The organism is Mycobacterium rhizamassiliense (assembly GCF_900157375.1).
In the GTDB taxonomy this organism is placed as follows: domain Bacteria; phylum Actinomycetota; class Actinomycetes; order Mycobacteriales; family Mycobacteriaceae; genus Mycobacterium; species Mycobacterium rhizamassiliense.
This window is the reverse complement of sequence record NZ_LT721901.1, coordinates 4,563,291-4,588,336: the sequence shown is the minus strand read 5'-3', so window position 1 is coordinate 4,588,336 and position 25,046 is coordinate 4,563,291. Positions and strand designations below refer to the sequence as shown.

Below are 25,046 nucleotides of genomic sequence, written 5' to 3'. Positions count from 1 at the left end.
AGCGTGGCCAATGCGGGCGGCACCCGATTCGATGGGTAGACACTTCGGGCAATTGGTACGGTCACCGGTATGACGTCGTTAGCCGATACGAGCGATCGAGTGGTCGCGCTGGCGCGCGGCATGCGCGACCTCGTGCAGGAGCAAGCCGCCGAGTCCGAGCGCATCCGCACACTGTCCACCCCGATCGTCGACGAGATGTGGTCCAGCGGGCTGATGTCGGCGTTCAATCCCACCGTCGCAGGCGGCGTCGAGCCGTCGTTTACCGAGATGATCGAGACGTGGATCGAAATGGCTTGGCAGGATGGCTCATTCGGCTGGGTCGGCATCGCCAACCTGCCGTCCTCGTTCGCCGCGGCGGCCTATCTACCCGATGAGGGATTCGCCGAAGTCTTCACCGCACACCACAATCGCGTCACGATGGGCGGCCAGTTCTTTCCCAACGGCCAGGGCACGGTCGTCGACGGCGGCTACCAGCTGAGTGGATCGTGGAGCTTCGGCTCGGGCATCGGGCACTCCGAGTACGTGGCGGCAGGTTTCTTTCCGCTCGACAACGGCCAGATGCGCTGGATCAGCGAGGGACTGCCCGAGATGCATGTGGCCGTGCTGCCACGCGAGCAGGTCAGTTTCAACGATGGCTGGCACGTCCAGGGGCTCAAGGGAACTGGCTCCTACGACTACGCCGTCACCGACGTTTTCGTCCCGGCCAGCCGCACCTTCGAGCTGTTCACCCGCGAGCCACGCCGGGGTAGCTCGCCGGCCACGCGGATGGGGCTGATGCCGGTGACCGCGGCCGGTCACGCCTCGTGGGCGCTGGGCGTGGCCAAGAGCATGCTCGACGACGTTCAGGAGCTGGCCGCCACGAAGTTCCGGATGAGTGACATGGCCTCGTTGGCGAGCCGCCCGACGTTCCAGAAGGGGCTGGCGCACCACCGCGCCGCCTGGCGCGCCGCGCGCCTGCTGGTGCTCGACGCGTTCACCACGGCCGAGGCCGCCGTCGCCGCGCGCGACGATCTGACGCCGGCGCTGCGCGCGGACATGCGCGTGGCGGCCGTCTACGCCACCGACACCGCACGCAGCTGCGCGGAGTGGGCTCACCTGGCCGCGGGCACCAGCTCCATCCGCGAAGGCAGCCGCCTGGAGCGCGCCTTCCGCGACATCTACACCGGAACCCAGCACGCCTTCATCAGCGAGAAGGTCGCCATCGACGCGGCACAGATCTGGCTGGGCATCATCGAGGATCAGCCTGGGCTCTGAGCCGCCAGCGGACCGCTCAGATCAGCTCTTCGCCGGTCTGCGCGCTGCCGCCTGCCGCGCCGCCCATGGACGCGAACTGGCTGATCGAACCCAGCGGTGTGCTCGCGGCGACCAGCGACCTGCGCCCTCGGCCATGCCGTGGGCGGCACTACGCCGGTCCCGGCGGTGCCGGGCTGTCTGCGCCCTAGTGCTCGGCGGGATACGCGTGGATCAGCGCGCTCGCTAGCTTGGGGACGGCGTGGGTGAGTTGGTGCTCGGCTTCGTGGGCGATGTGGTGCGCCTGCGCCAGATTCAACGCGGGGTCGACGTCGAGTTCGGCGTCGGCGTGCAGGCGGTGTCCGATCCAGCGCATCCGCACACTGTGCACCGCTTGCACGCCCGGCTGGGCGGCCAGCACTTGCTCGGCGGCGTCGACCGTCGCCGGATCCACGCCGTCGAGCAGGCGGCGGAACACGTCGCGAACCGTGGTCCGCAGTACGGCCAGGATCGCGACGGTGATGACCAGCCCGATGATCGGGTCGGCCAGCGGAATGCCCAGCGCGGCACCGCCTGCCGAGAGCAGCACCGCCAGGGAGGTGAACCCGTCGGTGCGCGCGTGCACGCCATCGGCGACGAGGGCCACGGAGCCCACCCGGCGCCCGGTCCTGATCCGGTAGAGGGCCACCCATTCGTTGCCGATGAAGCCGATCAGGCCGGCCAGCGCGACCCAGCCGATGTGGTCGATCGGCTCCGGGTGGATCAACCGCAGGACGGCCTGGTACCCGGCGATGGCAGCCGACAGCGCGATCATGGCGACGACGAACAACCCGGCCAGGTCCTCGGCACGTCCCAGGCCGTAGGTGTAGCGCCGCGTCGCGGCCTTCGTGCTCAGGACGAACGCGATCCACAGCGGCGCCGCCGTCAGCGCGTCGGAGAAGTTGTGGATGGTGTCGGCGGCCAGTGCCACGGAATCGGAGATGACCACGACGGCGATCTGGGCGATCGCAGTCAGACCCAACACCACCAGGCTGATCTTGACCGCGCGGATGCCGGCCGCGCTGGATTCCAGCGCGTCGTCGACGCTGTCGGCGGCGTCGTGGGAATGCGGCGCGAAGATCTCGTGCATGACACCGCGCAGCCCGTGCGGGTGATCGTGCCCGGCCGCGCGAACATGCGCTGTGCTGCTATCTGCATGCATACGCAGATAATAAGTCAAGGAACCGTATTACGCCCGTCGGACGGTCGCATACCATCAGCGAATGCGCGGCTCGAAAATTTTGATCACCGGTCCCACTGGCCAGGTTGCCACTCCCGTCGCCGAGGCCCTGGCGGCCGAGAACGAGGTGTGGGGCATCGCCCGTTTCACCAACCCCGCGGTTCGGGAAAGCCTGGAGAACGCGGGCGTGCGATGCCAGGCGGTCAACCTGTCGGCGGGTGACTTCACCGGGCTCCCAGACGATTTCGATTACGTCATCAACCTGGCGGTCGCCAAGAGCGGAAGCTGGGACAAGGACCTCGGCGCCAACGCCGAATCCGTCGGCCTGCTGATGGCGCACTGCCGCAAGGCGAAAGCGTTCCTGCACTGCTCGTCGGGGGCGGTCTACGACCCGCCGGGTGACGAACCCCGGACTGAGGACGCGGCGTTGGGCGACAACCACAAGCCGATGTTTCCGACCTATTCCATTTCCAAGATCGCCGGCGAGGTCGTCGCGCGGACAATGTCCCGCGTCCTCGGCCTGCCGACCATCATCGCCCGGCTCAACGTCCCGTATGGCGACAACGGCGGCTGGCCGTTCTACCACATGGAGATGATGCTGGGCGGCATCCCGATCCCGGTCCCGGCGGGCGGGGCGGCCCGCTACAACCCCATCCACGAAGACGACATCATCGCGACCATTCCGAAGCTGCTCGAGGCGGCCTCGGTCCCGGCGACGACGATCAATTGGTGCGGCGAGCAGACCGTGAGCCTGCAGGAGTGGTGCGGCTACCTTGGCTCGCTGGTCGGCAAGGAACCGGTCTTCGAGGAGAGCGCGCTGGCGCTGCGCGGCAACCCCACCGACCCGGCGCGCATGCACGACCTGATCGGCACCACGACGGTCGACTGGCGCGACGGCTTTCGGCGGATGGCGGCCACGTTCCACCCGGAGTTGGTCAGCGTCTAGTCAATCCCGTTGCGGCGCAGCATAATTACCAATAGCGCAGCGCCTGGCGGAACAGGTCGGCCAGTACCGGCTTGCTCATTTCGCGCGGGGCGTTCTGCAGCAGGCGCTGCTGCGGGAAGGCGCCCTCGGTCAGGGCCGCGACGTCGTCTTCGGTGTAGCCCACTCCGCTGAGCCCGTTGGGCATGCCGACCGCACGCATGATCCGAATGAGTTCCGTCGCGAGCACCTCGCCGGCATCTTCGGGACCGGCGTCGCGGGTGTCGGCGCCGAGTAACCCGGCCGCCTGCAGGTGCCGCTGCGGGCTCACGTCGCCGGTGAAGCGGAATACCGCGGGCGCATTGACGATGACCGACATGCCGTGCGGCACCAGCGGCTCGTCGGCGGGATACCCGGCTGGGTGGAAGTCGCGGACCAGGCCAGCGACGGCATAGGCCATGCCGTGCGGCGCGTGCACGCCGGCGTTGCCGAAGGCGATTCCGGCCAGCGTCGCCGCCCACATCATCTGCTCGCGGGCCGCGCTGTTCGAGGCGTCGCGTACCGCCGGCTCCAGGTTTTCGCCCAACAGCCGCAGCGCCTCCTGGCAGCCCAGGTCGCTCCACGGGTTGGCGCCCTGACTCATCGGACGCAGATTGGGCCGCGGGGGAGCGGGCCGGTGCACGTAGGGCCGCGCGGTGAACGACTCCAGGGCGTGCGACAGCACATCGAGGCCGGCGGCGGCGACCACCCCGCCCGGCAGGCTGGCGGTGCAGTCGGGGTCGACGAGTGCCTCGGTGGGGCGCAACGCATTCGACGCAATGCCCGTCTTGGCCGACATCGACAGCAGGTCGAAGATCGCGATGCCGGTGACCTCGCTGCCGGTGCCGGCGGTCGTGGGGCAGGCGATGTGCGGCGTGAGCGGGCCGGGGATGGGTTTGGCCTCGCCGATCGGCGCGTTGACATAGGTGAGCAGGTCCGCGGGATAGGTGGCGAACAGATTGGCCGCCTTGCAGGTGTCGATCACCGAGCCGCCGCCCAACGAGACGTAGCCGTCGGGGTTCGCCTCCTGCGCGAAGCGCGCGGCCTCGGCGAACGACGTGTCGGTGGGCTCGACGTGAACGTCGGTATAGCTGACCACATCCAGGCCGGCGGCCAGCAGCGAGTCGCGCGCGGTCGCGAAGATGCCGAGTTCGGCGACCGCCGCATCGGAGAACAGTGCGACCCGCCGCATTCCCAACGCACCGGCCCGGTCGCCTAATTCGGCCAGGCAACCCCGCCCGAAGGTTATCCGCGAGGAGTCGACGGTGAAGGCTCCATCGCAGCCCTGCGCCACGGCAGGGAAATCGCAACACCCCATTCGTCTATCAAAGCGTGCCGAACGTCGACTTGCTGTGGCGCCTAGCTGAAATAGTTCGCAATAACTCGACGCTCGGCGTGGACCGTGTCTACCACTGCGAGGCGCTTGACCCCGCGCCGTCCACAATGCTAAGCAGGTGCTCAGCACTCGACGGATCGAGCGCGCGGGCCCAGCGACGGGCGATATGGAAGGGATCGGATGACTCTGCAGGCAGTACTGGACGACCTCAACAAACGCCCCGGCTCGGGCGAGGTCATTCCGATCATCAACCCCGCGACTGAAGAACAGATCACCGAGTTCACCGACTGCGGCGAAGAGGCGGTCAACGAGGCCGCGGCGCGGGCGAAGGCAACCTTCGAATCGGGCGTATGGTCCGACCTTCCCGGCCGCGAGCGCGCCAAAATCCTGTGGAAGATCGGCGACCTGATCGACGAGCACGCCGAGGAGTTCGCCCAGCTCGACTCGCTCAACACCGGCATGCCCCTGATGCAGGCGCAGCTGCAGATGTCGACCGTTTCGGAGTTCTTCCGCTACTACGCCGGTTGGTGTTCGAAGATCAACGGCGTCGCCTACGACGTGAAGACCGACGGCATCGCGACCGACAACTACGTCAACATGCACGCGTACACGCTCAAGGAGCCGTATGGCGTGGTGGGCCTGATCTTCCCGTGGAACGGCCCGATCTTCAACGCGAGCGCGAAGCTCGCGCCGGCCCTCGCCGCCGGCGGCAGCCTGCTCGTCAAGCCCGCCGAGGAGACGCCGCTCTCCGCGCTACTGCTGGATCGCCTCATCCACGAGGCCGGCGTGCCCGAGGGTGTCGTCAACCTGCTGACGGGCTACGGCCACACCGCGGGCGCCGCGATCACCGCGCACCCCGACGTCCAGAAGGTCGCCTTCACCGGCTCGACCGAGGTAGGTAAGGCGATCGTGCGGGCGTCGGCCGACAACCTGAAGAAGGTCACGCTCGAACTCGGCGGCAAGTCGCCGGTGCTGATCTTCGACGACGCCAACCTGAACAACGCGATCATGATGGCTTCGCTCGGCATCTTCGTGCACTCCGGCCAGGGCTGCGTGTGCGGGTCGCGCATCTTCGCCCAGCGCGGCGTCTACGACCAGGTCGTGGAAGGCATTGCGGCGATGGCGAATACGTTCAAGCTGGGCGCCCCCAGCGAGGAGGGCTGCGTCAGCGGCCCACTGATCAGCCAGAAGCAGCTGACCCGCGTCATGGGCTACATCGACGAGGGCAAGAAGGACGGCGTCGAGGTGGTCACTGGCGGCCACCGCCTGGACCGCAAGGGCTACTTCGTGCACCCGACGGTGCTCACCAACGTCGACACGGACATGCGGCTGTACCGGGAGGAGATCTTCGGGCCGGTAGTCAGCATCCTGCCGTTCGACGACGAGGACGAGGCGGTGGCCTTGGCCAACGACACGACCTACGGCCTGGCGGCCACCGCGTGGACGGAGAACCTGGGCCGGGCCCACCGGATCATGAAGCGCCTGCAGGCGGGCAGTGTCCAGGTGAACTGCCAGTTGGTCTTCGACCACGACGTGCCGTTCGGCGGCTTCAAGCAGTCCGGCCAGGGGCACGAATTCGGCAAAGAGGGCCTGGAGATCTACCTGAAGACGAAGTCGGTCTGGGCCCAGCTCTGACCTGTCGTTGCCGCGTAGGGTGGGCCTATCCCCGAGATCAAGCTCTCGCAAGGCGTAGTTCGTTACCAGGATCAAGGCACGGGTCCTTGCATCCTGCTGATCCATGGGCTGTTCGTCGATAGTCGCGTTTGGGATCAGCTCGTCGCATTGCTGACCCCGTGGGCACGTTGCGTGGCGCCCGACCTTCCGCTGGGCGCGCATCGCGTGGCGATGGACGGTGATGCTGACCTGTCGCCCACGGGGCTCGCACGGATGATCGCCGAGTTGATCCAGCGGTTGCAGTTGCGTGAGGTGGCGCTGGTCGGCAACGACACCGGCGGGGCGCTATGCCAGATTCTGTGCGCGAATCATCCCGAACTCGTCGACCGTCTGGTGCTCACCAATTGCGATGCGTTCGAACGCTTCCCGCCGACCGCATTCCGACCGGTCTACCGCGTCGGCCCGCGGATCCCCGGGTCCATGGTGGCTGTCGACCGTGTCCTGCGGTCACGGGTGCTGCGGCGCGCCGCGCTGGCGGCCGTGCCGGTGACGATGCGGCCGCTGCCCGACGACCTGTTGGCTAGCTGGTTCGCGCCGTTAGGAGACCGCGGCGTGCGCGCCGACTTGCGCTCGGTGCTGCAAGGCATTTCGCCCGAATACACGCTGGCCGCCGCCGAGCGGCTGAAAACCTTCGACCGCCCGGCACTGATCGCCTGGGGCACCCGCGATCGGTTCTTCCCGGTCGGCGACGCCGAGCGGCTCGCCCGAGCTCTGCCCCGCGCGCGCCTCGAAATGATCGACAACGCGCGGACATTCGTCCAGATCGATCAGCCGCAGCGTCTCGCCGACCTGATCGCGGCCTGACCTCCGCCGAACGGAAAAGTTCCGGACCTCGATTGAGATCCGGAACTCCCGTGACCTTCACGCAGCGTCAAGAGCTCTTGTTGTATCGGGTCAGGAACCCCACGGAGGCGATCGCCGCGCCGGTACCGATCACACCCCACAGCACGACCTGGAAGGCCATCGCCCCGAAGTACCAGCCAAACGTCATTCCGATGTAGAGCATCCAGATCAGCCGGAAGAAGCTCCAGACCGCCACCAGGCCGGTGCTGATCCCGATGTACAGGCTCCGTTGCCGATCGACGCGGTTGATCTGCTCCTGGATGCTGCTCGGCACGATGTTCATTTGCTGTCCCTTTCGGTGTCGCGCCGCCTCGTTGGTGGCGTCGTTGCGACAAGTACAGACAGCCGGGACGGCTACCGATCCCAAGAACTCGCGTCGCCGGGCCCGCTGATCTCGGCCTGGAATTGGCGATACCGCAGGGCATGGCCGGGCCTGCGGCGCACGATCAACCATCCGACCGCGAGGACCGCGAACCACAGCGGGAAACAGGCCAGCGCGACAACGGTTTCCGCCTGGGTCGACAGCGTCCACGCGACGAAGGCGAAGAAGACCAGGACGGCCCAACACATCGGCTCGCCGGCGGGCATCCGATAGGCCGAATCGGCGTGGCGCCGTGGGTATCTGTGGCGATACACGAGGTAACTCACGACGATCATCGCCCACACGAACATGAACAGCAGCGACGCGATGGCGGTGATGCGCGTGAATGCGTCGATCACCGAACCGCCCGCGTACAGCAGCGGAACGGAGCTCAGCAGCAGCAGCACGGCCGTCAGGGATATGGCACGCGCCGGCACGCCGCTACGGTTCAGCCGACCGAAGCGCGCCGGCGCGCTGCCCTCGTCGGCTAGGCCGAAAAGCATTCGGCCGGTGGAGAATACGCCGGAGTTGGCAGCCGAGGCGGCCGAGGTGATTACGACGAAGTTGACGACCGACGCCGCGGCACCTAGTCCCGCCAGAGCGAACATCCGGACAAACGGGGATTCGCCGACGCTGAACTGCCGCCACGGCACGACAGTGAGCATCGCCAGCAGCGCGGCGATGTAGAAGACGGCCACTCGCAGCGGAACGGCATTGATCGCGCGCGGAAGCGTGTGCCGCGGGTTCGCCGTCTCGGCCGCCGCGGTACCGACGAGTTCGACCCCGACGAACGCGAAGAACGCGATCTGGAATCCACCGACCACACCCATCGGCCCGGTCGCGAAGAATCCGCCGTCGTTCCAGAGGTTTTCGATCGTCGCGCGCTGGCCTTGCGGCGAAACGAAATCGGTGGCCACCAGGACCGCGCCCACGGCGATGAGGCAGCCGATCGCCACGACCTTGATGAGGGCGAACCAGAACTCGATTTCCCCGAAGTTGCGCACCTCGGACAAGTTGAATACGAGGATCAACGCGACCATGAGCGCCACCGGCGCCCACGCCGGCAGATCGGGCCACCAGAACTTGGTATAGCCGGTGATCGCGACCATTTCGGCGATACCGGTGACGACCCAGGCGAACCAATAGGACCACCCGACGAAAAACCCGGCCGCGGGCCCCAGCAGATCGGCCGTGAAATCGACGAACGACTTGTAGTTCAGGTTCGACAGCAGCAGTTCGCCCATCGCGCGCAGCACGAAGAACAAGAAGAAGCCGATGATCGCGTAGACCAGCAGCACCGCCGGACCGGCGAGCGAGATGGTGCGCCCCGAACCCATAAACAGCCCGGTGCCGATCGCCCCGCCGATCGCGATTAGCTGAAGATGCCGGCTGGCCAGACCCCGGTGCAGCCGCGGGACCGGTTGAGCGGCGCCGACGCCCTCATGCGTCCGCCCATCCGACTTTGCTGCCACCGCCACAACATAGTGGCTTTTGCGTGCGTTTCGGGTGAATACGGGGGTTGTCGATGCCAACCTTCACCAACGCGCGCTGGCTCGAGCGAGCCACCTGGGCGACCTACGGGGAGTAAAACTCCGGCGGCTGGTTTTCCACGGCACACTGCACTTCGGCCGCGGAATCGTGCGGGTTGGCCCCCATAGTCACCAATCTCGCGGTGATTTGGTCAGGAGGTACGGCGCCGTTCAGATCGTTGATGATGACGTGCAGAGTGCGCGCCCAATCCTGCGGGTGCGGCCTCGGCGGCACCCCGGCCTTTTGTACGCACGCAAGGAAGCCGTTCATGCCGGTTTCAGCGTGAGCGGAAGGGGTCCCCATCAGCACAACCGGGGCGGCGATGGCGAAGCCGAGCGCCGCGGCTACACGCACAAATTGCATGCCAGTAGGGTCGCATTTATTGCGCTGGTAAACCAGTCTTGACCATCAATTTGCCGACGTTTTTGCCGTCGAAAAGCATGTTGATCGCCGTCGGGAGCTGCTCGAAGCCCTCGACGACGGTCTCGAGCGGCGTGAGCCGCCCATCGGCGATCAGTCCGGCGATCTCGCGGTTCGCCTCGGCGGTGCGGCCGAGATGGTCGAGCACGATGAAGCCCTGCAGCGTCGCACGCTGAATCAACAGGTTGCCGAATGCGCGTGGCCCGGTCGGCGGGTCGGCTTCGTTGTAGCCGGAGATCAAGCCGCACAACGCCACGCGCGCGCCGACGTTGAGGCGGGCGAACACCGCGTCCATAATGACGCCGCCGACATTCTCGAAGTCGACGTCGATGCCCTTGGGCGTCGCCGCCTTGAGCTGAGCGACCCAATCGTCGGCGCGGTAGTCGACGGCAGCGTCGAAACCGAGTTCCTCGGTGAGCAGCCGGCATTTGTCCGGGCCCCCGGCGATCCCGACGACGCGCGCCCCGTCGGCCTTGGCGAGCTGGCCGGCGATCGAGCCGACCGCTCCGGCGGCGGCCGAGACGACGACGGTGTCGCCCGGCTGCGGCTTGCCGATGTCGCGGATCCCGATCCACGCCGTCAGGCCGGTCGTGCCGAGCGCGCCCATGTAGGCGCTCGGCGAAACACCCTCGGCGACATCGACTCCGAACAGCGGCTGCGTGTCCGCGGCGACCAGATACTCCTGCCAGCCGACGAGGCCCTGCACGATCTGACCGACGGGATAGTTCGGGTTCTTGGACGCGACGACCTCGCCGAGCCCGCCCGCGCGCATCACTTCGCCGATGCCCACCGGGGGCAGGTAAGTGGGTGTGTCGTTGATCCAGGTGCGGTTGGTCGGATCCAGCGAAATCCAGTCGACGCGCACCAGCGCTTCGCCGTCCCGGATCTCGGGCACCGCCTCCTCGACGAGTTCGAAGGTCTCCGGGCCGATGCGCCCCGAGGGGCGCTCGCGGAGCAGGAAGCGGCGATTGCGATCGGGCATGAGCGCACGCTACGCCAGTGCTATAACCCACCTATGGCTGAGCACACCATTACCCATGTTTCGGATACCGCACGCTGGACCGCGCTGCATCGGGCGACCGAGTCGGCGCGAGCGGATGCGTTGTTCAACGACCCGCTCGCCGAGCGGCTGGCCGGTGAGCAGGGCCGCGCCATCGTCGCGAACGTTCCATGGACGGATCGCAACGGTTGGTGGCTGGTGGCGCGGACCAAGCTCATCGACGATGCCATCGCCGCCGCGCTCGCGAACGGCTGCGACCGCGTGCTGAATCTGGCCGCCGGCCTGGACACCCGGCCCTATCGCCTGGACCTTCCGTCCGAGCTCACCTGGATCGAGGCCGATCTGCCCAAGCTCCTTGCGGAAAAGACCGAGCTGCTTGCCGACCAGACCCCGCGTTGCCGGCTGACCCGAACCGCCGTCGACCTTGCCGATCCGGACGCCCGGGACGCCTTCTTCAACGAGGCGCTGGCCGGCGCGACAAAAGCCTTCGTGCTGACGGAGGGCCTGTCGATGTACCTCGAATACCGTGACATCACCGCGCTTTCGGCCGCGATCAAGCGGCCCGAGGTCGCCTGGTGGATGCTTGATTTCGCCTTTCCCGGGCTGAAGAAGAGGATCAACAAGAATGTCGCCGGCATCGCCGAAAGCGCGCCGTTCATATTCGCGCCCGAGAACGGGCTGGCCTTCTTCGAAGACCTCGGCTGGCGGACCGTCGAAGCCGAATCGGTGCTCGCGGCCGCCGGCCGGCTGCGCCGCTTACCGCTGTGGATGCGCCCGCTTGCCTGGCCGCCCAAATCGGATCTGCGGTCACCGGGGAACAAGCCCACGAGTGCGGTCGCGCTGCTGACCCACTGAGCTACATCGCAACGTGCACAACCGAGTTACGTTGCGTCACAGGCACTTCTCGCATCGGCCAATATTTGATGCCCTAAAACGCCTCGGCGATCTTATTATCGCCACATGCGTATCTCGGTCAAGTTCGACCAGTGCTTCAACTATTCCGAACTCGAGCAGTTGTGGCGTACCGCCGATCGGCTTGGCTTTCAAGCGCTTTGGGATTACGACCATTTCCTCGGCCCGAAGGAACATACCGACCCGACCTACGAAGGCTGGACCACGCTGGCCGCCATGGCCGCCGTTACGCAACGGGCCCGGATCGGGTGCCTGGTCTCCGGCGTGACCCATCGGAATCCGGCGATTCTCGCCAAGATGGCGGTCACGGTCGACCACATTTCCGGCGGACGCCTCAACTTCGGCATTGGCGCCGGCTGGCATGAGGCCGAACATCGCGGATACGGGATCGACTTTCCCGACCCCGGCGCCCGGGTCGCGATGGTCGACGAGGCGCTGACCGTGATTCGCAGGCTTTGGACCGAAGAATCGGTCACCTTCAGCGGGCGGTTCTTCACCCTGGAGCGTGCGCTGTGCGAGCCGAAACCCCTTCAGCGGCCGCATCCGCCGATCGTCGTAGGCGGGACCAAGCCCGAGATGCTGCGGGTCATTGCGCGGCACGCCGACATCTGGAACATGTCCGGACATGAGGGGCCCGAAGGATGGGGCGCCGTAAACGCTCGACTCGACCAAGTGTGCGCCGACATGGCGCGCCCGCCGGCCGAGGTTCTGCGTTCCGCGCAGCTGCCGCTGCACCCGGTGGAACCCGACCAGGTGGATGAGCAGCTGGCCCTATTGCCCGCGTTCGAGCAACTTGGCTGCGCGCACATGGTGCTTGCCTTCCGCCAGCCACCGACGGCAGCGCTACTGGAACGCTGCCGCGCGCTGGATTCGGACGTGCGGCCGATTGCCGGTGTCTAGGCGGCTATCCGCCAGACCGTTCACTTTGCGGCCATCGTGGGGCAGGGTTAGGCCGATGAAGGCAGTCCAGGTCATCGTCACGGCAATTGCGGTGCTGGCGCTGACCGCTTGCCCTGCGCATGCCGACCCCCCGACGACCCAACAGATCACGGCGGTTGCCGTCGGGTCGCAGGGGCAGGCCGTCAACGGATACCACGAGACGCCACCCGATGGCGCCGTCCCCGCCGTCAGCGACTGCAGCACACCGTCGCCGTCGGCCGTGGTGGCCGACGTCTATGCGTGCTCGCCGAGCGCCGCCGACGCGTCCACCTGCTGGCCGTCGACGCCGGGATCGCTGTTGTGCGTAGACAATCCGTGGGACATGCGGCTGCATCGAGTCGCCTACCAGGGCCAGCTGCCGCCCGTGCAACCCACGGCGTCGCCGGACCCGTTCGCGCTGTTGCTCGACGACGGCACGCGCTGCCTGTTGCGCAACGGCGGATCCTGGGGCGGGCGCGACGACGGGTTCGCCGGCGCCTACGGGTGCGGAAAAGACTTCGGTTCAAACCCGGCGGTGCTGTGCCTGCCCAGCCAGCAGAGCTGCATCGACCGCTCGGGCGCGGCGTGGACGGTCAAGGTAGGGCCGCTGGGCGCACCGGACGCCCACTTTCCGCCGCCGCAGACCCGCACGGTGTCGGAGGCGTGGTTCGCCGGGGACCGAATCCCGGGCTAGCCGGCTACCAAACCCGTATCCAGTCGATGAGCATGTCCGCGGGATACGTCCCCGGGCCCGGGTCCTCGCCACCGGAACCGGCGACCGCGAGGTTGAAGACGGGATACGCGGTGTAGCCGGGCGTGTTGAACGGCCAGTCCGGCAGTGAGCTCGCCGGCACGTCGAAGTAGGGCGCCGCGCCGTCGCTGTAGTCCTTCCAGAACCGGATGCCCGCCTCGTCCCACTGCGTGCGCCAGGTATGCCAGGCGCTGTCCACCGCGATGTTGTGGGTCTTCCACTCGCCGCCGTTCGCCTTCGCGTGCACGGTGGTGGCCGAAGGCCATTTGCCGTTGCCGTACCACTCCATGATGTCGATCTCGCCCTGGTCCTGGTTGCCCAGCCAGTACGCGGGCCAGGCGCCGGGGGTGAGGCAGTTCAGCTTGATGCGGGCTTCCCAGGTGTGGCCGACGCCGCCACGCCAATTGCTCTGCACCTTGCCGCTGAAGTAGGTGGGGCCGTCCTTCGCTGCGCGCAAGACGAGATTGGAGTTGCCATCGACAAACACGTTGCGGCGGTCGTCGCGGTACTGCCCGATGTTCTCGGGCCGCTCCCAAAACGTCGGGTCCTTGATCACCTCGCGGGCGGTCGCCACAGCCCACTTGGACGCATCGGGGGCCGAACCGGCGGCCCCGTCGAATTCGTCGGAGAAGATGTAGGTCCCGCTCTGGCCGCTGGGCGCGTTGGGCGGTGGCATCCGGCCCGGAACATCCGGCCGCGACGGGTGAGCCTGGGCCTCAGGGATGGGAAGCGCGGCCGCCAGCACGCCGATCCCTGTCGTCAACATCATGCGGCGACGGTCCATCGAAGGCATAGGCAAGCGACGATAGCAGCCGCGGCCGTACGGGGTCGAAACGCGAATTTGTCGGTGCCCGTCGTTAGCATTCGGATCGCGGTCGGGTTCCAAATCCGGCGACAGCACGGGACTAGCTCGGGCTTTATGACAAATTCACGGCTAATTCTCATGCTCGCGCTTGGTTTGGTCTCAGCATTCGCTGGGCATCCTGGACACGAACGGATAACACGTTCGTAGCTTTGCGGCAGAGTTGGTTTGCTCTGGAAGGAGTGGGCAATCGTGGCGAATACATCCGGAGCAACGGTTATTTTCCTTCAGTCACATCCTGCGTGGATTGCTGCCCACCGCCGCGAGCGAGAGCGCGAAGAAGCGATGCGCCGCCACCCCTCTTTTCGGGCCCGGCGCGACTCGAGTGAATTGACTAGCAAAGCCGCGGTTGGCGATCGTCACTTCCGGCTGTACTCCGGCTCCGACACCTCGGCCTAAGGGTTCCGTAGTTTCCGGCGGGCCGATTCCCGCCGCTTCATCAGCTTCTAGCTAACCGCCTATTCAGCTTGGCATCGATGGCGCCGTAACCGATCGGGGCGCGTCGATCGCTCGCCTAATCCGGTATTTATCGCGCCCGTCACTTATTGACTTGCCCGCACGCGGGCCACGGTTGTTTACATCCACCTCCTCGTCTACTACCGTTCGTAGTAGATAACGTTGGGAGACAAAGATGTCCAACAACTCGAATCCGGTGTCCGCGGACCGTTCTCTGACGGTGGCGATGGTCGCCTTCACCGCGGCATTCGCACTGCACGGGGTCGATCACTTTCGGCGTGGGATGACGGCCTCTCCGCCGTCGGTCATGGTCGGCGGGATGATCCAAGGTGTTTTCGTCGTTATGGCGTTGGTGTTGGTGCTGGGACGACATCGATGGGCCGCTGAAGCCGCAACCTATGTGGGCTTCGGTAGCGCCGCACTATTTACCTATGCGCACGTGCTGCCGACTTTCCTGCCCGGCTATCAAGACAGCTTCAGTTCCGGACCCCGAGTCAACGTCACCTGGTTCTCGTGGCTGACGGCCGCCGGCGAGATCGGAACCGGACTGGTACTCGGCTATGTCGGATTGCAAGCGCGCCGAATCGTGGCCAACCAGCTTGCGGGACAAGGTAATAGCTAATGCTGCACATCGAAGAATACGTCGGCATAATTGTCGGGGTGCCACAACCACATCGGGCGAAAGCTTTAGCCAATCCGGATCGGCCGCACGGCGCGCTCATTCACGAGCTGGAGCGCTACATCGAGGCGCACCATGACGTGACCGATGTCAACGTGGTGAGCGCGACGGACACGGGCCAGGCCGACACGACCCACAAGCCCGTCCGGCACTGGTATCAGGTCACCTACGAAGCCTGAGAACGTCGCCACCGCGCCGATGGGCGGCGTGACTACCGCGCGTGCCCGATTGCATACAACCCGGGGGATAGCGCTCGACGCTCGCTCTTGACACCCGTCAATTCGTCTCTAATGTATACAAAATGGCTGTTGGGTTGGAGGCGATTCCTGCTGCGTCCGAACTCGACGACCTCCGCGACATGGTGCGCAAGGTGGTGGCAAAGCACCTCCCGTTGGACGAGGCGCGGGACGCCGACTCAGCCGCCGCGCGGCGCGCCGGCTGGGCCGCACTGGCCGAACTCGGCCTGCTGGGCATCGCGGTTCCCGAACAGTTCGGCGGCAGCGCCGCCGGCCTCACCGAACAAGCCATCGTCTGCGAGGAGCTCGCGCGTGAGCTGGGGGCCGTGCCGTATTTCACCACCGTCTGCCTTGCCGCCGAAGCCCTGTTGGCCGCGGGGGATCGGGCGGCCTGCGACGAGTTGCTGCCCGGGATCGCCGCCGGCGAGCTGACCGCCACCGTCGCCAACGACATCGGCCGCGCCGAGCGCGACGCTGAAGGCTGGGCCGTCAGCGGCGAATTCCGGCACGTCGGTGACGGCGCCGACGCCGGCCTCTTGCTGATTGCGGCCGAGACTTACAGTGGGACAACACTTTTCGCTGTGACCGGCGCGGCGGGCGTAGACCGGCAGCGGCTATCCACGTTGGATCCCAGCCGGCCGCTGGCCAATGTTCGCCTTTCCTGCGCGCCCGGCCGCCAGATCGGTGAGATCGGAGGGGCCGCGGCCGTCCTGGCGAGGGTGCGTCTGCGCGCGACCGCATTGCTGGCCGCCGAACAGGCGGTGCTGGCCGAGCAATGCGTGGCGCTCACCAAGCAGTACCTCGTCGATCGCCGCCAATTCGGCCGCCAGATCGGCGCGTTCCAGGCGCTCAAGCATCGTCTGGCCGACGCCGCTGTGCGCGCCGAACTCTCGGCGGGCAGCGCCTGGTACGCGATCCGGCAGCTCGACGCCGGTGCGGCAGACGCCGAATTCGCGGTGGGCGTGGCGGCGGCGGTGTGCGGCGAGGCCGCAGTGCAGAACGCGGCCGAGATGATTCAGTTGCACGGCGGCATCGGCTACACCTGGGAGCACGCCGCCCACCTCTATCTGCGCCGCGCCAAGGCCGACCAGTACCTCATCGACACGCCGTCGGGTCATCGCAACCGGCTCGGCGCCGCGGTGGTGGAAAACCCCCCAGTACCAAAGGAACCCGCGCCCGACCAGATTGCCTCGCCCGCAGTTGGCGAACTGCGGCGCTGGCTGGCCGACAACCTCACCGACGAGGTCGCCGCCGACAACGCCGCGCCCGCGGCGGGGCAGAAGTACACGCCGGGTCGGCGCGACTGGTACCGACGGCTCGGCGAGGCCGGCTGGTCGACGCCGACGTGGCCGGCCCACTGCGGCGGGCGGGGCATGGGCCGCGACGACGGCGGCGCCGTGGTCGCGGAGCTGCGCCGGCGCGGCGTCGACCGGCCCGAAGAGGACTTCGTCGGCGTGTGGCTGGCCGGCCCGACAATCTTGCAGTGGGGTACCGACAAGCAGCGCGAGGCCTACCTGCGGCCGCTCGCACTCGGCGAGCACCGCTGGTGTCAGCTGTTCAGCGAACCCGGCGCGGGATCCGACCTGGCCTCCCTGGCGACGACGGCGGTACGGATCGAGGGTGATCGCTGGCTGGTCAACGGGCAGAAGATCTGGAGCTCGTTCGCCCAGACCGCCGACTTCGGGCTGCTGATGGCCCGCACCGACCCGACGCTGCCCAAGCACGCCGGGATCACGTACTTCCTGCTCGACATGCGCACGCCCGGCGTGGAGGTGCGGCCGCTGCGTCAGATGACCGGCGATGCAGAGTTCAACGAGGTCTTCCTGACCGACGTCGTGGTGCCCGACTCGGCGCGCCTCGGCCCGCTCAACGCGGGCTGGAAGGTCGGCATCAGCACGCTGATGCAGGAGCGCAACAGCCTCACCGGCCCTCCCGTCGTGGGCCCCGGAGTGGCCGATCAGCTCATCGCCGAGGCGGTCGACGGCGGCGCGTGGCAGAACGCCGATGTGCGAGACCGATTGCAGCGCATGCTCGTCGACGAACGGGCCCTGCAGGCCGCGAGCTTCCGCGCCAGCGTCACCCCGGACCGCAACCCCGGAGCCATCGACTCGGTGCGCAAACTCGTCAGCGCGGACCTGCACGAGCGCGCCGGCCGCGTCCGCATCGACCTACGACCCAAGTATTCACTGGGCTGGCCAGAAGACGCCGAGATGCCCTCGGGGACACGCTCTTTCCTGGAGATGAAGAAGTACTGCATCGCCGGCGGAACCTCGGAGATCCAGCGCAACATCATCGCCGAACGCGTGCTCGGGTTGCCTCGCGAGACCGACCCCGACCGTGACAAGCCGTTCAATCAGCGGACGGGCCGATAAGTAAGGAGCGCACCGGAAATGTTGACGGGCGAGCAGTACAAGAACTCGTTGCGCGATGGCCGGCGGGTGTACCAGGACGGCAAGTTGGTCGCCGACATGGACACCGAACCGCTGCTGGCGCCCGCCCTCGATGCGGTGGCCGCCGGATACGACGAGTACTACCGGCCCGAAGACGATGCGGTGAACCCGCTCGTGGAGGCGCCGCGCACCGTGGACGAACTGCGCGACCGGGTGCCGATCCTCACCAGCATGGACCTGCTGCTCAACGTCACCTATCAATCGCTGATGACGCTGGTAGTGGCGGCCGCGCGGCTGGGCGAAGCCCACCCCGTGTTCGTCACGCGCATCAATGCCTATGTGGCACAGTCCCGTCGGGACGACATCCGGATCGCTGAGTGCATCACCGATTCCAAGGGCGATCGGTCGAAAGCGCCCGCCGCGCAGGACGACCCCGACCAGTACGTGCGCGTGGTGGAACGCCGCGAGGACGGCGTGGTGATCCGCGGCGCCAAGCTGCACATCAGCGCCGCACCGTTCGCGCATCACCTGCTGGTCATGCCGACCAAGTCCATGAAGCCGGGGGAGGAGGACTACGCGATCGCGTGTGCGGTGCCGGTCAACGCCGACGGCGTGCACGTCGTCAGCCGGACCGTGCAGGCGCGGGGTGGCGACGAACGCGACTACCCGGTGAGCTCCGGACGCAGCATGCCCGACGGGTTCGTGATCTTCGACGACGTGTTCGTCCCCCACGAGCACGTGTTCCTCGACGGGGTCGCGGCGCAGGCCGGAATCTTCGCGCACTCGCTGGGCCTGTGGGAACGCCTGGGCGGCACCGCGGTCATGGTGGAACAGGCCGACGAGATGGTGGGCCTGGCCGCGCTGATCGCCGAAGCCAATGGGACGGGGCGGGTTTCGCACATCCGCGAGAAGATCGACGAGATGATGATCCACGCCACCAACCTGCGGGCCGGCATGGAGGCCGCGATCAGCAACGCGCACACCACGCCGGAGGGCTACTACTATCCCGACGATCTCTACACGAACGCCACGAAATACATTGGTGCGGCGAACTTTAACCTGATGGTGCGGCACCTGCACGACATCGCCGGCGGCGGCGTCATCACCACACCGTCGATGGCCGACCTGGAAAACCCCGACGTCGGCCCGCAGCTGCGCAAGTACCTCACCGGTGCGAGCGAGGTTCCTGGCGACACGCGCGCCAAGCTGTTCCACGCGATCCGGGATGCCACCGCCGACTCCTACGGTGGGTGGCATCTGGTGACGAATGTGCAATCCGGCGGGGGCCTGTTCGCCCAGCGTCTGGTGACGCGCAAGCACTACGACATGGAGCGGGCCAAGCGGCTGGCGCGGCACGCGGCGCACCTGGACTGAGGCCGACGCACCCCATACTTGTGTGAACGTGAACGTAGACGTAGATTCAGACCATGCGCTTTGGAGTATTCATCGCCCCCTACCACATGGTGGGCGACAATCCGACGCTCGCATTCGAGCGTGACCTGCAATTAGTCGAAGCCGTCGAGGATCTCGGCTACGAGGAAGCCTGGTTCGGCGAACACCATTCCGGCGGGACCGAGATCAGCGGCGCGCCCGACTTGATGATCGCGACGGCCGCCGCGCGCACCAAACGTATCCGGCTCGGGACCGGCGTGGCCTCACTGCCGTACCACCACCCGTTCATGTTCGCCGACCGGATGGTGCAGCTCGACCACCTGACCCGGGGCCGGCTGATCGTCGGCGTCGGGCCGGGCGCGCTGCCCGGTGACGCGTACATGATGGGCATCGAGACGACGCGGCAGCGCGAGATGATGCTCGAGTCGCTCGAGGCGATCCTCGAACTCTGGGCCGACGAGGGACCGGTGAACCGCGAGACGGACTGGTTCACCCTGCGCGACGCCCGGTTGCAATTGCGCCCGTACAGCAAGCCCGGCATCGAGGTCAGCGTCGCGGTGACGGCGTCGCCGTCCGGTCCGGTCGCGGCCGGCAAGTTCGGCATCGGGCTGCTGTCGATCGCGGCGACGCAGAAGAAGGCGTTCGACGCACTGGCGCGCAATTGGCGCACCGCCACCGAGACCGCGGCCGCGCACGGCAAGACGGTGAGCCGCGGGGGCTGGCGGATGGTCGGCCCGATGCACATCGCCGAAACCGAGGAACAGGCTCGAAGGGAAGTCGAGGCCGGCCTGGCCCAATGGGTCGACTACTTCCAAAACGTCGGGGCGATACCGATTCTGGGTGACTTCGACCCGGGCGAGGACATCGTGAGCGCCGTCAACGAGACCGGCGTGGGGGTGATCGGCACCCCGGACATGGCGATCGACCAGCTGCGCCGGCTGCAGAGGCAGTCGGGCGGTTTCGGCACCTATCTGTTGATGGCGCACGAATGGGCCAACCGCGAGGCCACGCTGCGCTCCTACGAGCTGATCAGCCGATACGTCACGCCGGCGTTCCAAGACACGCTGGAACCGCTTGAGCGCAGCCGTGATTGGACGATCTTCCACCGCGAGACGCTGATGGGCAATATCACCAATGCGATCATCGGTGCCACGCAGCAATTCCTGGAAGAGCGCGACGCCCGCAAGCGCGCCGAGCAAGCCCAAGCCGAAGCACTGCACGCGGGTTCGTGACCGATTTCGGGGCGCTGCTGTTTCCCAACGTCGCTTGGGCGACTCTCGTCGACCGTTGTGAACAAGCCGAGGAACTCGGCTTTCGCAGCCTGTGGCTCGACGATCACGGCGCCAACCCACAATCGCCACGCTCGAATTGGTTCGAGGCGTTCACAGCGCTGGCCGGCCTGGCCAACTGCACTCGACGAATCCTGCTGGGACCGCTGGTTTCCAACGTCGTCCTGCGTCACCCCGCCGTCCTGGCGCGGCAGGCCGCGACGCTCGAGAACATGTCGGGCGGGCGGCTCCAGTTGGGCCTGGGCGCCGGCTACGCGCCCACCGACCACGCGATGGTCGGCACCTCACCCTGGACACCCGACGAACGCGCCGAGCGATTCGCCGAAGCGGTCGAACTGGTCGATGCCCTGCTGCGGGCCGAACCGGTCGACTATGCGGGCAAGCACTACCAAGTCCATGGCGCCCGGCTGCGCCCGGCGCCGATACAGCGGCCCCGACCGCCAATGTGCATTGCCGCGCATAGCCGTTCGAGCCTGCGGCTGGCCGCTCGTTTTGGCGACATCTGGAGCTCGTTCGGCGGTTGGGGGCTGACCTCGCCGCAGCTGTTGGCGATCACCAAGCAACGGTCGGCGGTCCTCGACGAGTTCTGCGCCGAGTTCGGCCGCGACCCCTCCACTATTCGGCGCCAGATCCTGGCCGGCAGCCCGGCGACCACCCCGGACCCGATTTGGTCATCCGTGGCGGCATTCGACGATTGGGTGGCCGGCTGGGAGCAGCTCGGCATCGACGAAATAGTGCTGTACTTCCCACCGGAACTGCTCTACGAACCCGAGTTGATCGACCCTGTGGTGCTGGAACATCTGCGCGGACTGCTCTTCGCGCACTACGACTCAGGTGAGCAGCGCACCGCCATCGACTGGTAATACCGAACCGCTGACAAACGATGCGGCCGGGCTGGCCAGGAACAAAACCGCGGCCGCCACTTCGTCGGGCTCACCCAGTCGCGCGGCCGGAACTCTCGACCCGACGAAGTCGTCGTTGAATCCGTCCGGCGTCAGCTCGGTCAGCCCGGTGGAGAGGAACCCCGGCGCGACGGCGTTGACCCGAATTCCCTTGCGCCCGGTCCACTGCCGAGCCAGATCGCGGGTGAGCCCCAACAGGCCCGCCTTACTGGACACGTAGCCCGCCTGCGGCAGAGCCGTCGTGGTGAGACCAAGGATGCTGCTGATCATCACGACGGCCGACCCCGGTTGCATGAAACGGCCGCACGCCTGGCTCATCCAGTAGGCCCCCATCAGGTTGACCTCAACCGTGCGCCGGAACTGCGCCGGATCTTCGCGAGTCGCCGGCGCGGCGGTGCCCACCCCGGCGTTGTTGACCAGCACGTCGACCCTGCCGAACCGCTCCATGACGGCAGCGATTGCGGCCGTGCAGGATTCGGGTTCGGCGACGTCGACGCGAAAGCCTGTCGCGTCGATGCCGTCCTGCCGCAACCGCTCGCAGCGCGCCTCGACGTCGTCCGGGCGCCGACCCGCCATCGCGATGCGCGCCCCGGCCCCGCCGAGCGCGCGGGCGATCGCCACGCCCAACTCCGACGTCGCCCCGGTCACCACGGCCACGCGGCCGTCCAGCCGGAACCGCTCCATGACGGGAGCGCTCACGAAGCGTGGGTTTCGGTTTCGCGCCCTTGTTGGGATCGCAGCGCCAGCAGCGCGTCGCGGCCCTGCATGATGTGTTCGGCCATCAGGGCGGCGGCGCGCTGCGGGTCGCCGGCGGCTATCGCGTCGCGCACCATGCGGTGGAACAGATTCGACCGCTGACTCTGCTCGCGGGTCTGGTGCCGAAACACTTGATATACCAGGGGAATATCGACCGCGTGCACCAGCAGCGCCGAGAGCCGCCGGTGCTGGGATCCGTCGACGATCTCCTGGTGAAAGGCGCTGTTGGCGCTCGCGATTCGACGCAGGCCCGCGTCGGGCGAACCGGCCGACAGCAGTGCGACGCCCTCGTCGAACTCGGCGATCGCCGCGTCGAGCCTGGCGATGCCGTCGGCGTCCATGCGGGTTGCGGCGCGTTCGGCTGCCAGCGACTCGAGCCGGGCGCGCAACTCGTACTGGTCACAGATGTCGGTCTCGGACATCGTGGCCACCACCGCGCCGCGGTTGCGCTCGATGACGACGAGCCCATCGGCGGCCAAGGCCCGCAACGCTTCTCGCACCGGCGTGCGCGACAGGTCGAACATCTCGCCGATGCGCTGTTCGACCAGCCGCGAGCCGGGCTCGAAATCGCCCTCCGCGATCGCTCGGCGGATCAGCCGGTAGGCCAGATCGGACCGGCCGTCCATCTCGGCCACGTCAGGCACCCCCGGTGGCGGCACCGATGTCCAGCACGCCGCCGCCCTCCGGGTCCTCGACCTCCACGATCGGGTCGTCGACATCGTCGAATTCCAGGCGCAGCGCCCGCGACATGATCGCGTGCATGACGTACATCGTTGTGGTGTAGGTGAATTCGAGGATATCGGTGTCGGTGAAGACCTCGCGCAGTTGGTTGAACAACTGCTCGGGGACCCGACCATTTTGGCCGGCAAGGCAATCGGCGTAGGCCAGCAACAGGCGTTCGGTGTGATCGAAGCAGTCGGCGGTTTCCCACGACGGGATCGCTTCGATCTGCTCCTCGGACAGCCCGGCCGACCGGCACGCCTTGCAGTGCTGGGAGTAGACGAATTGGCTGCCGACCACCCACCCGGCCCTGATCTGGCCCAGCTCACGGTGATCGGGCCGGATGCTCACTTCCTCCCGGTAGAGGCGGAAGCCGCGGACGGCGTGGCGCAGCGCGGCGGGGGACTGGGCCATCACCGTCCACCAGTTGCCCGGGGTTCCGCCTACAGTGCCGGGCTCGGCGACCGGGTCGCGATCGCCGAACATGAAGTTGTACATGTTCAGCGTGAATTCGTCGCTGACTTCGCCGCGGGGGACGGGATTCAGGCGTGGCATTACGTGTCCTCTCGGCCGGGTGCAGATTGCATTCAATCTCAGCCTAAGCCGCTACGTCAATGCAGTTCGCGACCGGGTGGGACCGCAGATTGCGTACAGTTCAGTAAAATCAGGGGCGCAGGCTCGCCAGTGCCATGGCCGCGAAGGCGTCGCCGATCTCGGCGAGCGTGTTGCGCCCGCCGGGGACGTACCAACGGTGGATCCAGTTGTGCATACCCAGGATCCCGAGCATCACCAACCGTGGGTCGAGGTCGCTACGGAAGACCCCCGACTCGATGCCTTCCTCGACGATGGCGAGCAGCGTTTTGCCGTAGGCGTCGGCGTTCGCGACGATGTCTTTTGCCTCGGGAATCGCCGAAAGGTGTTGGCTTTCACTGAATAACAGGAAGATCTCCGGGGAGGCGGCCAGATCCTCGATGTACGCGCGCAGCGCGCTGCGCAGCTTTTCGTCGGCTGGAGCATCGGAGTCCAGCGCCTCGCGACAGTGCCGGGTCATCGTGTAGGCCGGCTGCTCTATGAGCGCGACGAGCAACTCTTCCTTGGTGCCGACGTAGTAGTAGAGTGAAGCACGGTTGATGCCGACCTCCGCGGCGACGTCCTCGAGGCGGGCCCGCCCGAACCCGTCCCGGCGGAACACTTCGGCGGCGCCCTTCAGGATGGTCTGCCACCGCTCGCCGGAGGCCCGACGATCGGCGTTACGCCGCTCATGGCGCCGACGTGCGTTGTCGCTCTGTTGTCGTGGGGCGGGAATCGTTCGTCCTCCTCGTGCGTGCCTTGCGCGAGTTCCTGCGTTAATAACGTACGCCATCAGGGCCGCAAGCTGCGGAAAGGCGCGATTACCGGCGTGAACGTTGACGTTGGTGCGGCGTCATTTGCGAGCCAGTTTCGCCATGGCGGCATGGAAGTCGTCGTGCTCCATCGCGGCGGCCTCCAGGGCCAGCGCCGCTTTGGCGCCTACTGCAGCTTGCCGGCGACGAAATCCGCGGCCTGGTTGGCCATGCCGGCGTCGATGTACGCACCCGCCAGGTGTTGCGGCCAGTTTTCTTTCCAGGTGTTGGGGTCGGCCGGGTTGCAGATGGGATCGGCGCCGTGGCACAGCTCGATCGTCCGGTCGTTGTAGGTCGGGTTGAAGTTCGTGATCGGTCCCACCCACTGGCTTCCGTTTCCGAACAGCGCGACGGCGGCGATGTGCTGATCGATGCCAGGCGGCAGGGGGCTGTCGAAACCGAACGCGCCGATGGGCGCGGCGAGCACCACGTCGGTCACCGCGGCGCCCAGCGAGTAGCCGCCCAGCACCAACCGGGTGTCCGGGCAGTTGTTCACCATGTCCTGCACGTGGTGACTCATGTCGTTGGCGCCGACGTCGACCTGTGTGTCGGCCGGGTAGCGCACGGCGTACACGCCGACGTTCTTGTTGACCTTGGACTGCAATGAGTTGATGAACGCATTGCCGAGCTCACCGGTCCCCGGCGATTCGTTTCGCCCGCGCGCGAAGACCACCTGAACCGGAGGGCAATTTGCGGCGGAGGCCGGCGGCGCTGCGCCCAGCGTCCCCGACGGCAATAGCACGGCCGGCAACATCAGCACGGCCGAGATTCCGATCGCCCCCAGGGCGACAACCACTGACTTACAGACAAGTAGAACGCGCACAGCA

General features: G+C 67.0%; 25 protein-coding genes. 13 read left to right on the top strand and 12 right to left on the bottom strand.

Features of this window, described 5'->3' with window-relative positions:
* The first annotated feature begins 69 nt into the window (after positions 1–69).
* Positions 70–1,254: an acyl-CoA dehydrogenase family protein gene (locus MRAB57_RS22105; RefSeq protein WP_077089239.1), complete on the top strand. Its 1,185-nt coding sequence runs from the start codon at positions 70–72 to the stop codon at positions 1,252–1,254.
* 184 nt (positions 1,255–1,438) lie between these two features.
* On the opposite strand, the gene MRAB57_RS22100 is transcribed toward MRAB57_RS22105, so the two are convergent.
* Positions 1,439–2,431: a cation diffusion facilitator family transporter gene (locus tag MRAB57_RS22100; protein WP_077089238.1), complete on the bottom strand. Its 993-nt coding sequence runs from the start codon at positions 2,429–2,431 to the stop codon at positions 1,439–1,441.
* A gap of 61 nt (positions 2,432–2,492) precedes the next feature.
* Between MRAB57_RS22100 and MRAB57_RS22095 the strand changes: the two genes are divergently transcribed.
* Positions 2,493–3,395 (top strand): NAD-dependent epimerase/dehydratase family protein, encoded by a 903-nt coding sequence (locus tag MRAB57_RS22095; protein ID WP_077089237.1) that lies wholly within the window; start codon positions 2,493–2,495, stop codon positions 3,393–3,395.
* 25 nt (positions 3,396–3,420) lie between these two features.
* On the opposite strand, the gene MRAB57_RS22090 is transcribed toward MRAB57_RS22095, so the two are convergent.
* Positions 3,421–4,704 carry a hydroxyacid-oxoacid transhydrogenase gene (locus MRAB57_RS22090; protein ID WP_245835981.1) on the bottom strand — a complete coding sequence of 428 codons (1,284 nt, stop codon included), beginning with the start codon at positions 4,702–4,704 and terminating at the stop codon, positions 3,421–3,423.
* Between the two features lie 222 nt (positions 4,705–4,926).
* On the opposite strand from MRAB57_RS22090, the gene MRAB57_RS22085 reads away from it, so the two are divergent.
* Positions 4,927–6,381 (top strand): aldehyde dehydrogenase family protein, encoded by a 1,455-nt coding sequence (locus MRAB57_RS22085; RefSeq protein ID WP_077089235.1) that lies wholly within the window; start codon positions 4,927–4,929, stop codon positions 6,379–6,381.
* Between the two features lie 27 nt (positions 6,382–6,408).
* The gene (locus MRAB57_RS22080; RefSeq protein WP_077089234.1) at positions 6,409–7,224 is read left to right on the top strand and encodes an alpha/beta fold hydrolase; all 816 of its coding nucleotides are present in this window, start codon (positions 6,409–6,411) and stop codon (positions 7,222–7,224) included.
* Between the two features lie 67 nt (positions 7,225–7,291).
* Here MRAB57_RS22080 and MRAB57_RS22075 read toward each other — a convergent pair whose 3' ends face one another.
* The 4 genes from MRAB57_RS22075 to MRAB57_RS22060 all read right to left on the bottom strand — a co-directional run bounded on the left by MRAB57_RS22075 (position 7,292) and on the right by MRAB57_RS22060 (position 10,556).
* Positions 7,292–7,546 (bottom strand): hypothetical protein, encoded by a 255-nt coding sequence (locus MRAB57_RS22075; protein ID WP_077089233.1) that lies wholly within the window; start codon positions 7,544–7,546, stop codon positions 7,292–7,294.
* A 71-nt stretch (positions 7,547–7,617) separates the two neighbouring features.
* Positions 7,618–9,096 carry an amino acid permease gene (locus MRAB57_RS22070; RefSeq protein ID WP_077090769.1) on the bottom strand — a complete coding sequence of 493 codons (1,479 nt, stop codon included), beginning with the start codon at positions 9,094–9,096 and terminating at the stop codon, positions 7,618–7,620.
* Between the two features lie 103 nt (positions 9,097–9,199).
* A complete protein-coding gene (locus tag MRAB57_RS22065) occupies positions 9,200–9,517 on the bottom strand; it encodes a hypothetical protein (RefSeq protein WP_077089232.1) in 318 nt (105 codons plus the stop codon).
* Positions 9,518–9,533: 16 nt separating this feature from the next.
* The gene (locus MRAB57_RS22060; protein WP_077089231.1) at positions 9,534–10,556 is read right to left on the bottom strand and encodes an NADP-dependent oxidoreductase; all 1,023 of its coding nucleotides are present in this window, start codon (positions 10,554–10,556) and stop codon (positions 9,534–9,536) included.
* 33 nt (positions 10,557–10,589) lie between these two features.
* Here MRAB57_RS22060 and MRAB57_RS22055 point away from each other — a divergent pair, with 33 nt between their 5' ends.
* From MRAB57_RS22055 to MRAB57_RS22045, 3 genes are all read left to right on the top strand, one after another.
* Positions 10,590–11,429, top strand: coding sequence for a class I SAM-dependent methyltransferase (locus MRAB57_RS22055; protein WP_077089230.1), 840 nt, complete (start codon positions 10,590–10,592; stop codon positions 11,427–11,429).
* Positions 11,430–11,534: 105 nt separating this feature from the next.
* The gene (locus MRAB57_RS22050) at positions 11,535–12,386 is read left to right on the top strand and encodes an LLM class flavin-dependent oxidoreductase (protein WP_077089229.1); all 852 of its coding nucleotides are present in this window, start codon (positions 11,535–11,537) and stop codon (positions 12,384–12,386) included.
* Positions 12,387–12,441: 55 nt separating this feature from the next.
* On the top strand, positions 12,442–13,098 hold the full coding sequence (locus MRAB57_RS22045; protein ID WP_077089228.1) for a hypothetical protein: 657 nt from the start codon (positions 12,442–12,444) through the stop codon (positions 13,096–13,098).
* A 4-nt stretch (positions 13,099–13,102) separates the two neighbouring features.
* Here the strand turns inward: MRAB57_RS22045 and MRAB57_RS22040 are convergent, their stop codons facing one another.
* Positions 13,103–13,948, bottom strand: coding sequence for a glycoside hydrolase family 16 protein (locus MRAB57_RS22040; protein WP_077089227.1), 846 nt, complete (start codon positions 13,946–13,948; stop codon positions 13,103–13,105).
* Between the two features lie 700 nt (positions 13,949–14,648).
* Here MRAB57_RS22040 and MRAB57_RS29280 point away from each other — a divergent pair.
* The 6 genes from MRAB57_RS29280 (at position 14,649) to MRAB57_RS22005 (ending at position 21,322) form a co-directional block, all read left to right on the top strand.
* Positions 14,649–15,095: a hypothetical protein gene (locus MRAB57_RS29280; RefSeq protein ID WP_245835979.1), complete on the top strand. Its 447-nt coding sequence runs from the start codon at positions 14,649–14,651 to the stop codon at positions 15,093–15,095.
* Entirely contained in the window at positions 15,095–15,331 is a 237-nt protein-coding gene (locus MRAB57_RS22025) for a hypothetical protein (RefSeq protein ID WP_077089226.1), read from the top strand. Before MRAB57_RS29280 ends, MRAB57_RS22025 begins: the two co-directional genes overlap by 1 nt.
* Positions 15,332–15,453: 122 nt before the next feature.
* Positions 15,454–17,760 (top strand): acyl-CoA dehydrogenase family protein, encoded by a 2,307-nt coding sequence (locus MRAB57_RS22020; protein ID WP_077089225.1) that lies wholly within the window; start codon positions 15,454–15,456, stop codon positions 17,758–17,760.
* An 18-nt stretch (positions 17,761–17,778) separates the two neighbouring features.
* Entirely contained in the window at positions 17,779–19,152 is a 1,374-nt protein-coding gene (locus MRAB57_RS22015; RefSeq protein ID WP_077089224.1) for a 4-hydroxyphenylacetate 3-hydroxylase N-terminal domain-containing protein, read from the top strand.
* Positions 19,153–19,205: 53 nt separating this feature from the next.
* Positions 19,206–20,402, top strand: a complete 1,197-nt coding sequence (locus MRAB57_RS22010) for an LLM class flavin-dependent oxidoreductase (protein WP_077089223.1) — start codon at positions 19,206–19,208, stop codon at positions 20,400–20,402.
* Positions 20,399–21,322 (top strand): LLM class flavin-dependent oxidoreductase, encoded by a 924-nt coding sequence (locus tag MRAB57_RS22005; protein WP_077089222.1) that lies wholly within the window; start codon positions 20,399–20,401, stop codon positions 21,320–21,322. The genes MRAB57_RS22010 and MRAB57_RS22005 overlap by 4 nt, the downstream gene beginning before the upstream one ends.
* Here MRAB57_RS22005 and MRAB57_RS22000 read toward each other — a convergent pair.
* The 5 genes from MRAB57_RS22000 to MRAB57_RS21980 form a co-directional block, all read right to left on the bottom strand.
* Entirely contained in the window at positions 21,290–22,045 is a 756-nt protein-coding gene (locus MRAB57_RS22000) for an SDR family NAD(P)-dependent oxidoreductase (protein ID WP_077089221.1), read from the bottom strand. The genes MRAB57_RS22005 and MRAB57_RS22000 overlap by 33 nt on opposite strands.
* A gap of 11 nt (positions 22,046–22,056) precedes the next feature.
* Entirely contained in the window at positions 22,057–22,743 is a 687-nt protein-coding gene (locus MRAB57_RS21995; protein WP_077090766.1) for a GntR family transcriptional regulator, read from the bottom strand.
* A gap of 10 nt (positions 22,744–22,753) precedes the next feature.
* Complete coding sequence (locus MRAB57_RS21990; RefSeq protein WP_077089220.1) at positions 22,754–23,392, bottom strand: carboxymuconolactone decarboxylase family protein; 639 nt, start codon at positions 23,390–23,392, stop codon at positions 22,754–22,756.
* 109 nt (positions 23,393–23,501) lie between these two features.
* Entirely contained in the window at positions 23,502–24,200 is a 699-nt protein-coding gene (locus MRAB57_RS21985) for a TetR/AcrR family transcriptional regulator (RefSeq protein WP_083743497.1), read from the bottom strand.
* A gap of 146 nt (positions 24,201–24,346) precedes the next feature.
* Entirely contained in the window at positions 24,347–24,973 is a 627-nt protein-coding gene (locus MRAB57_RS21980) for a cutinase family protein (protein WP_245836115.1), read from the bottom strand.
* Between the last annotated feature and the right edge of the window lie 73 nt (positions 24,974–25,046).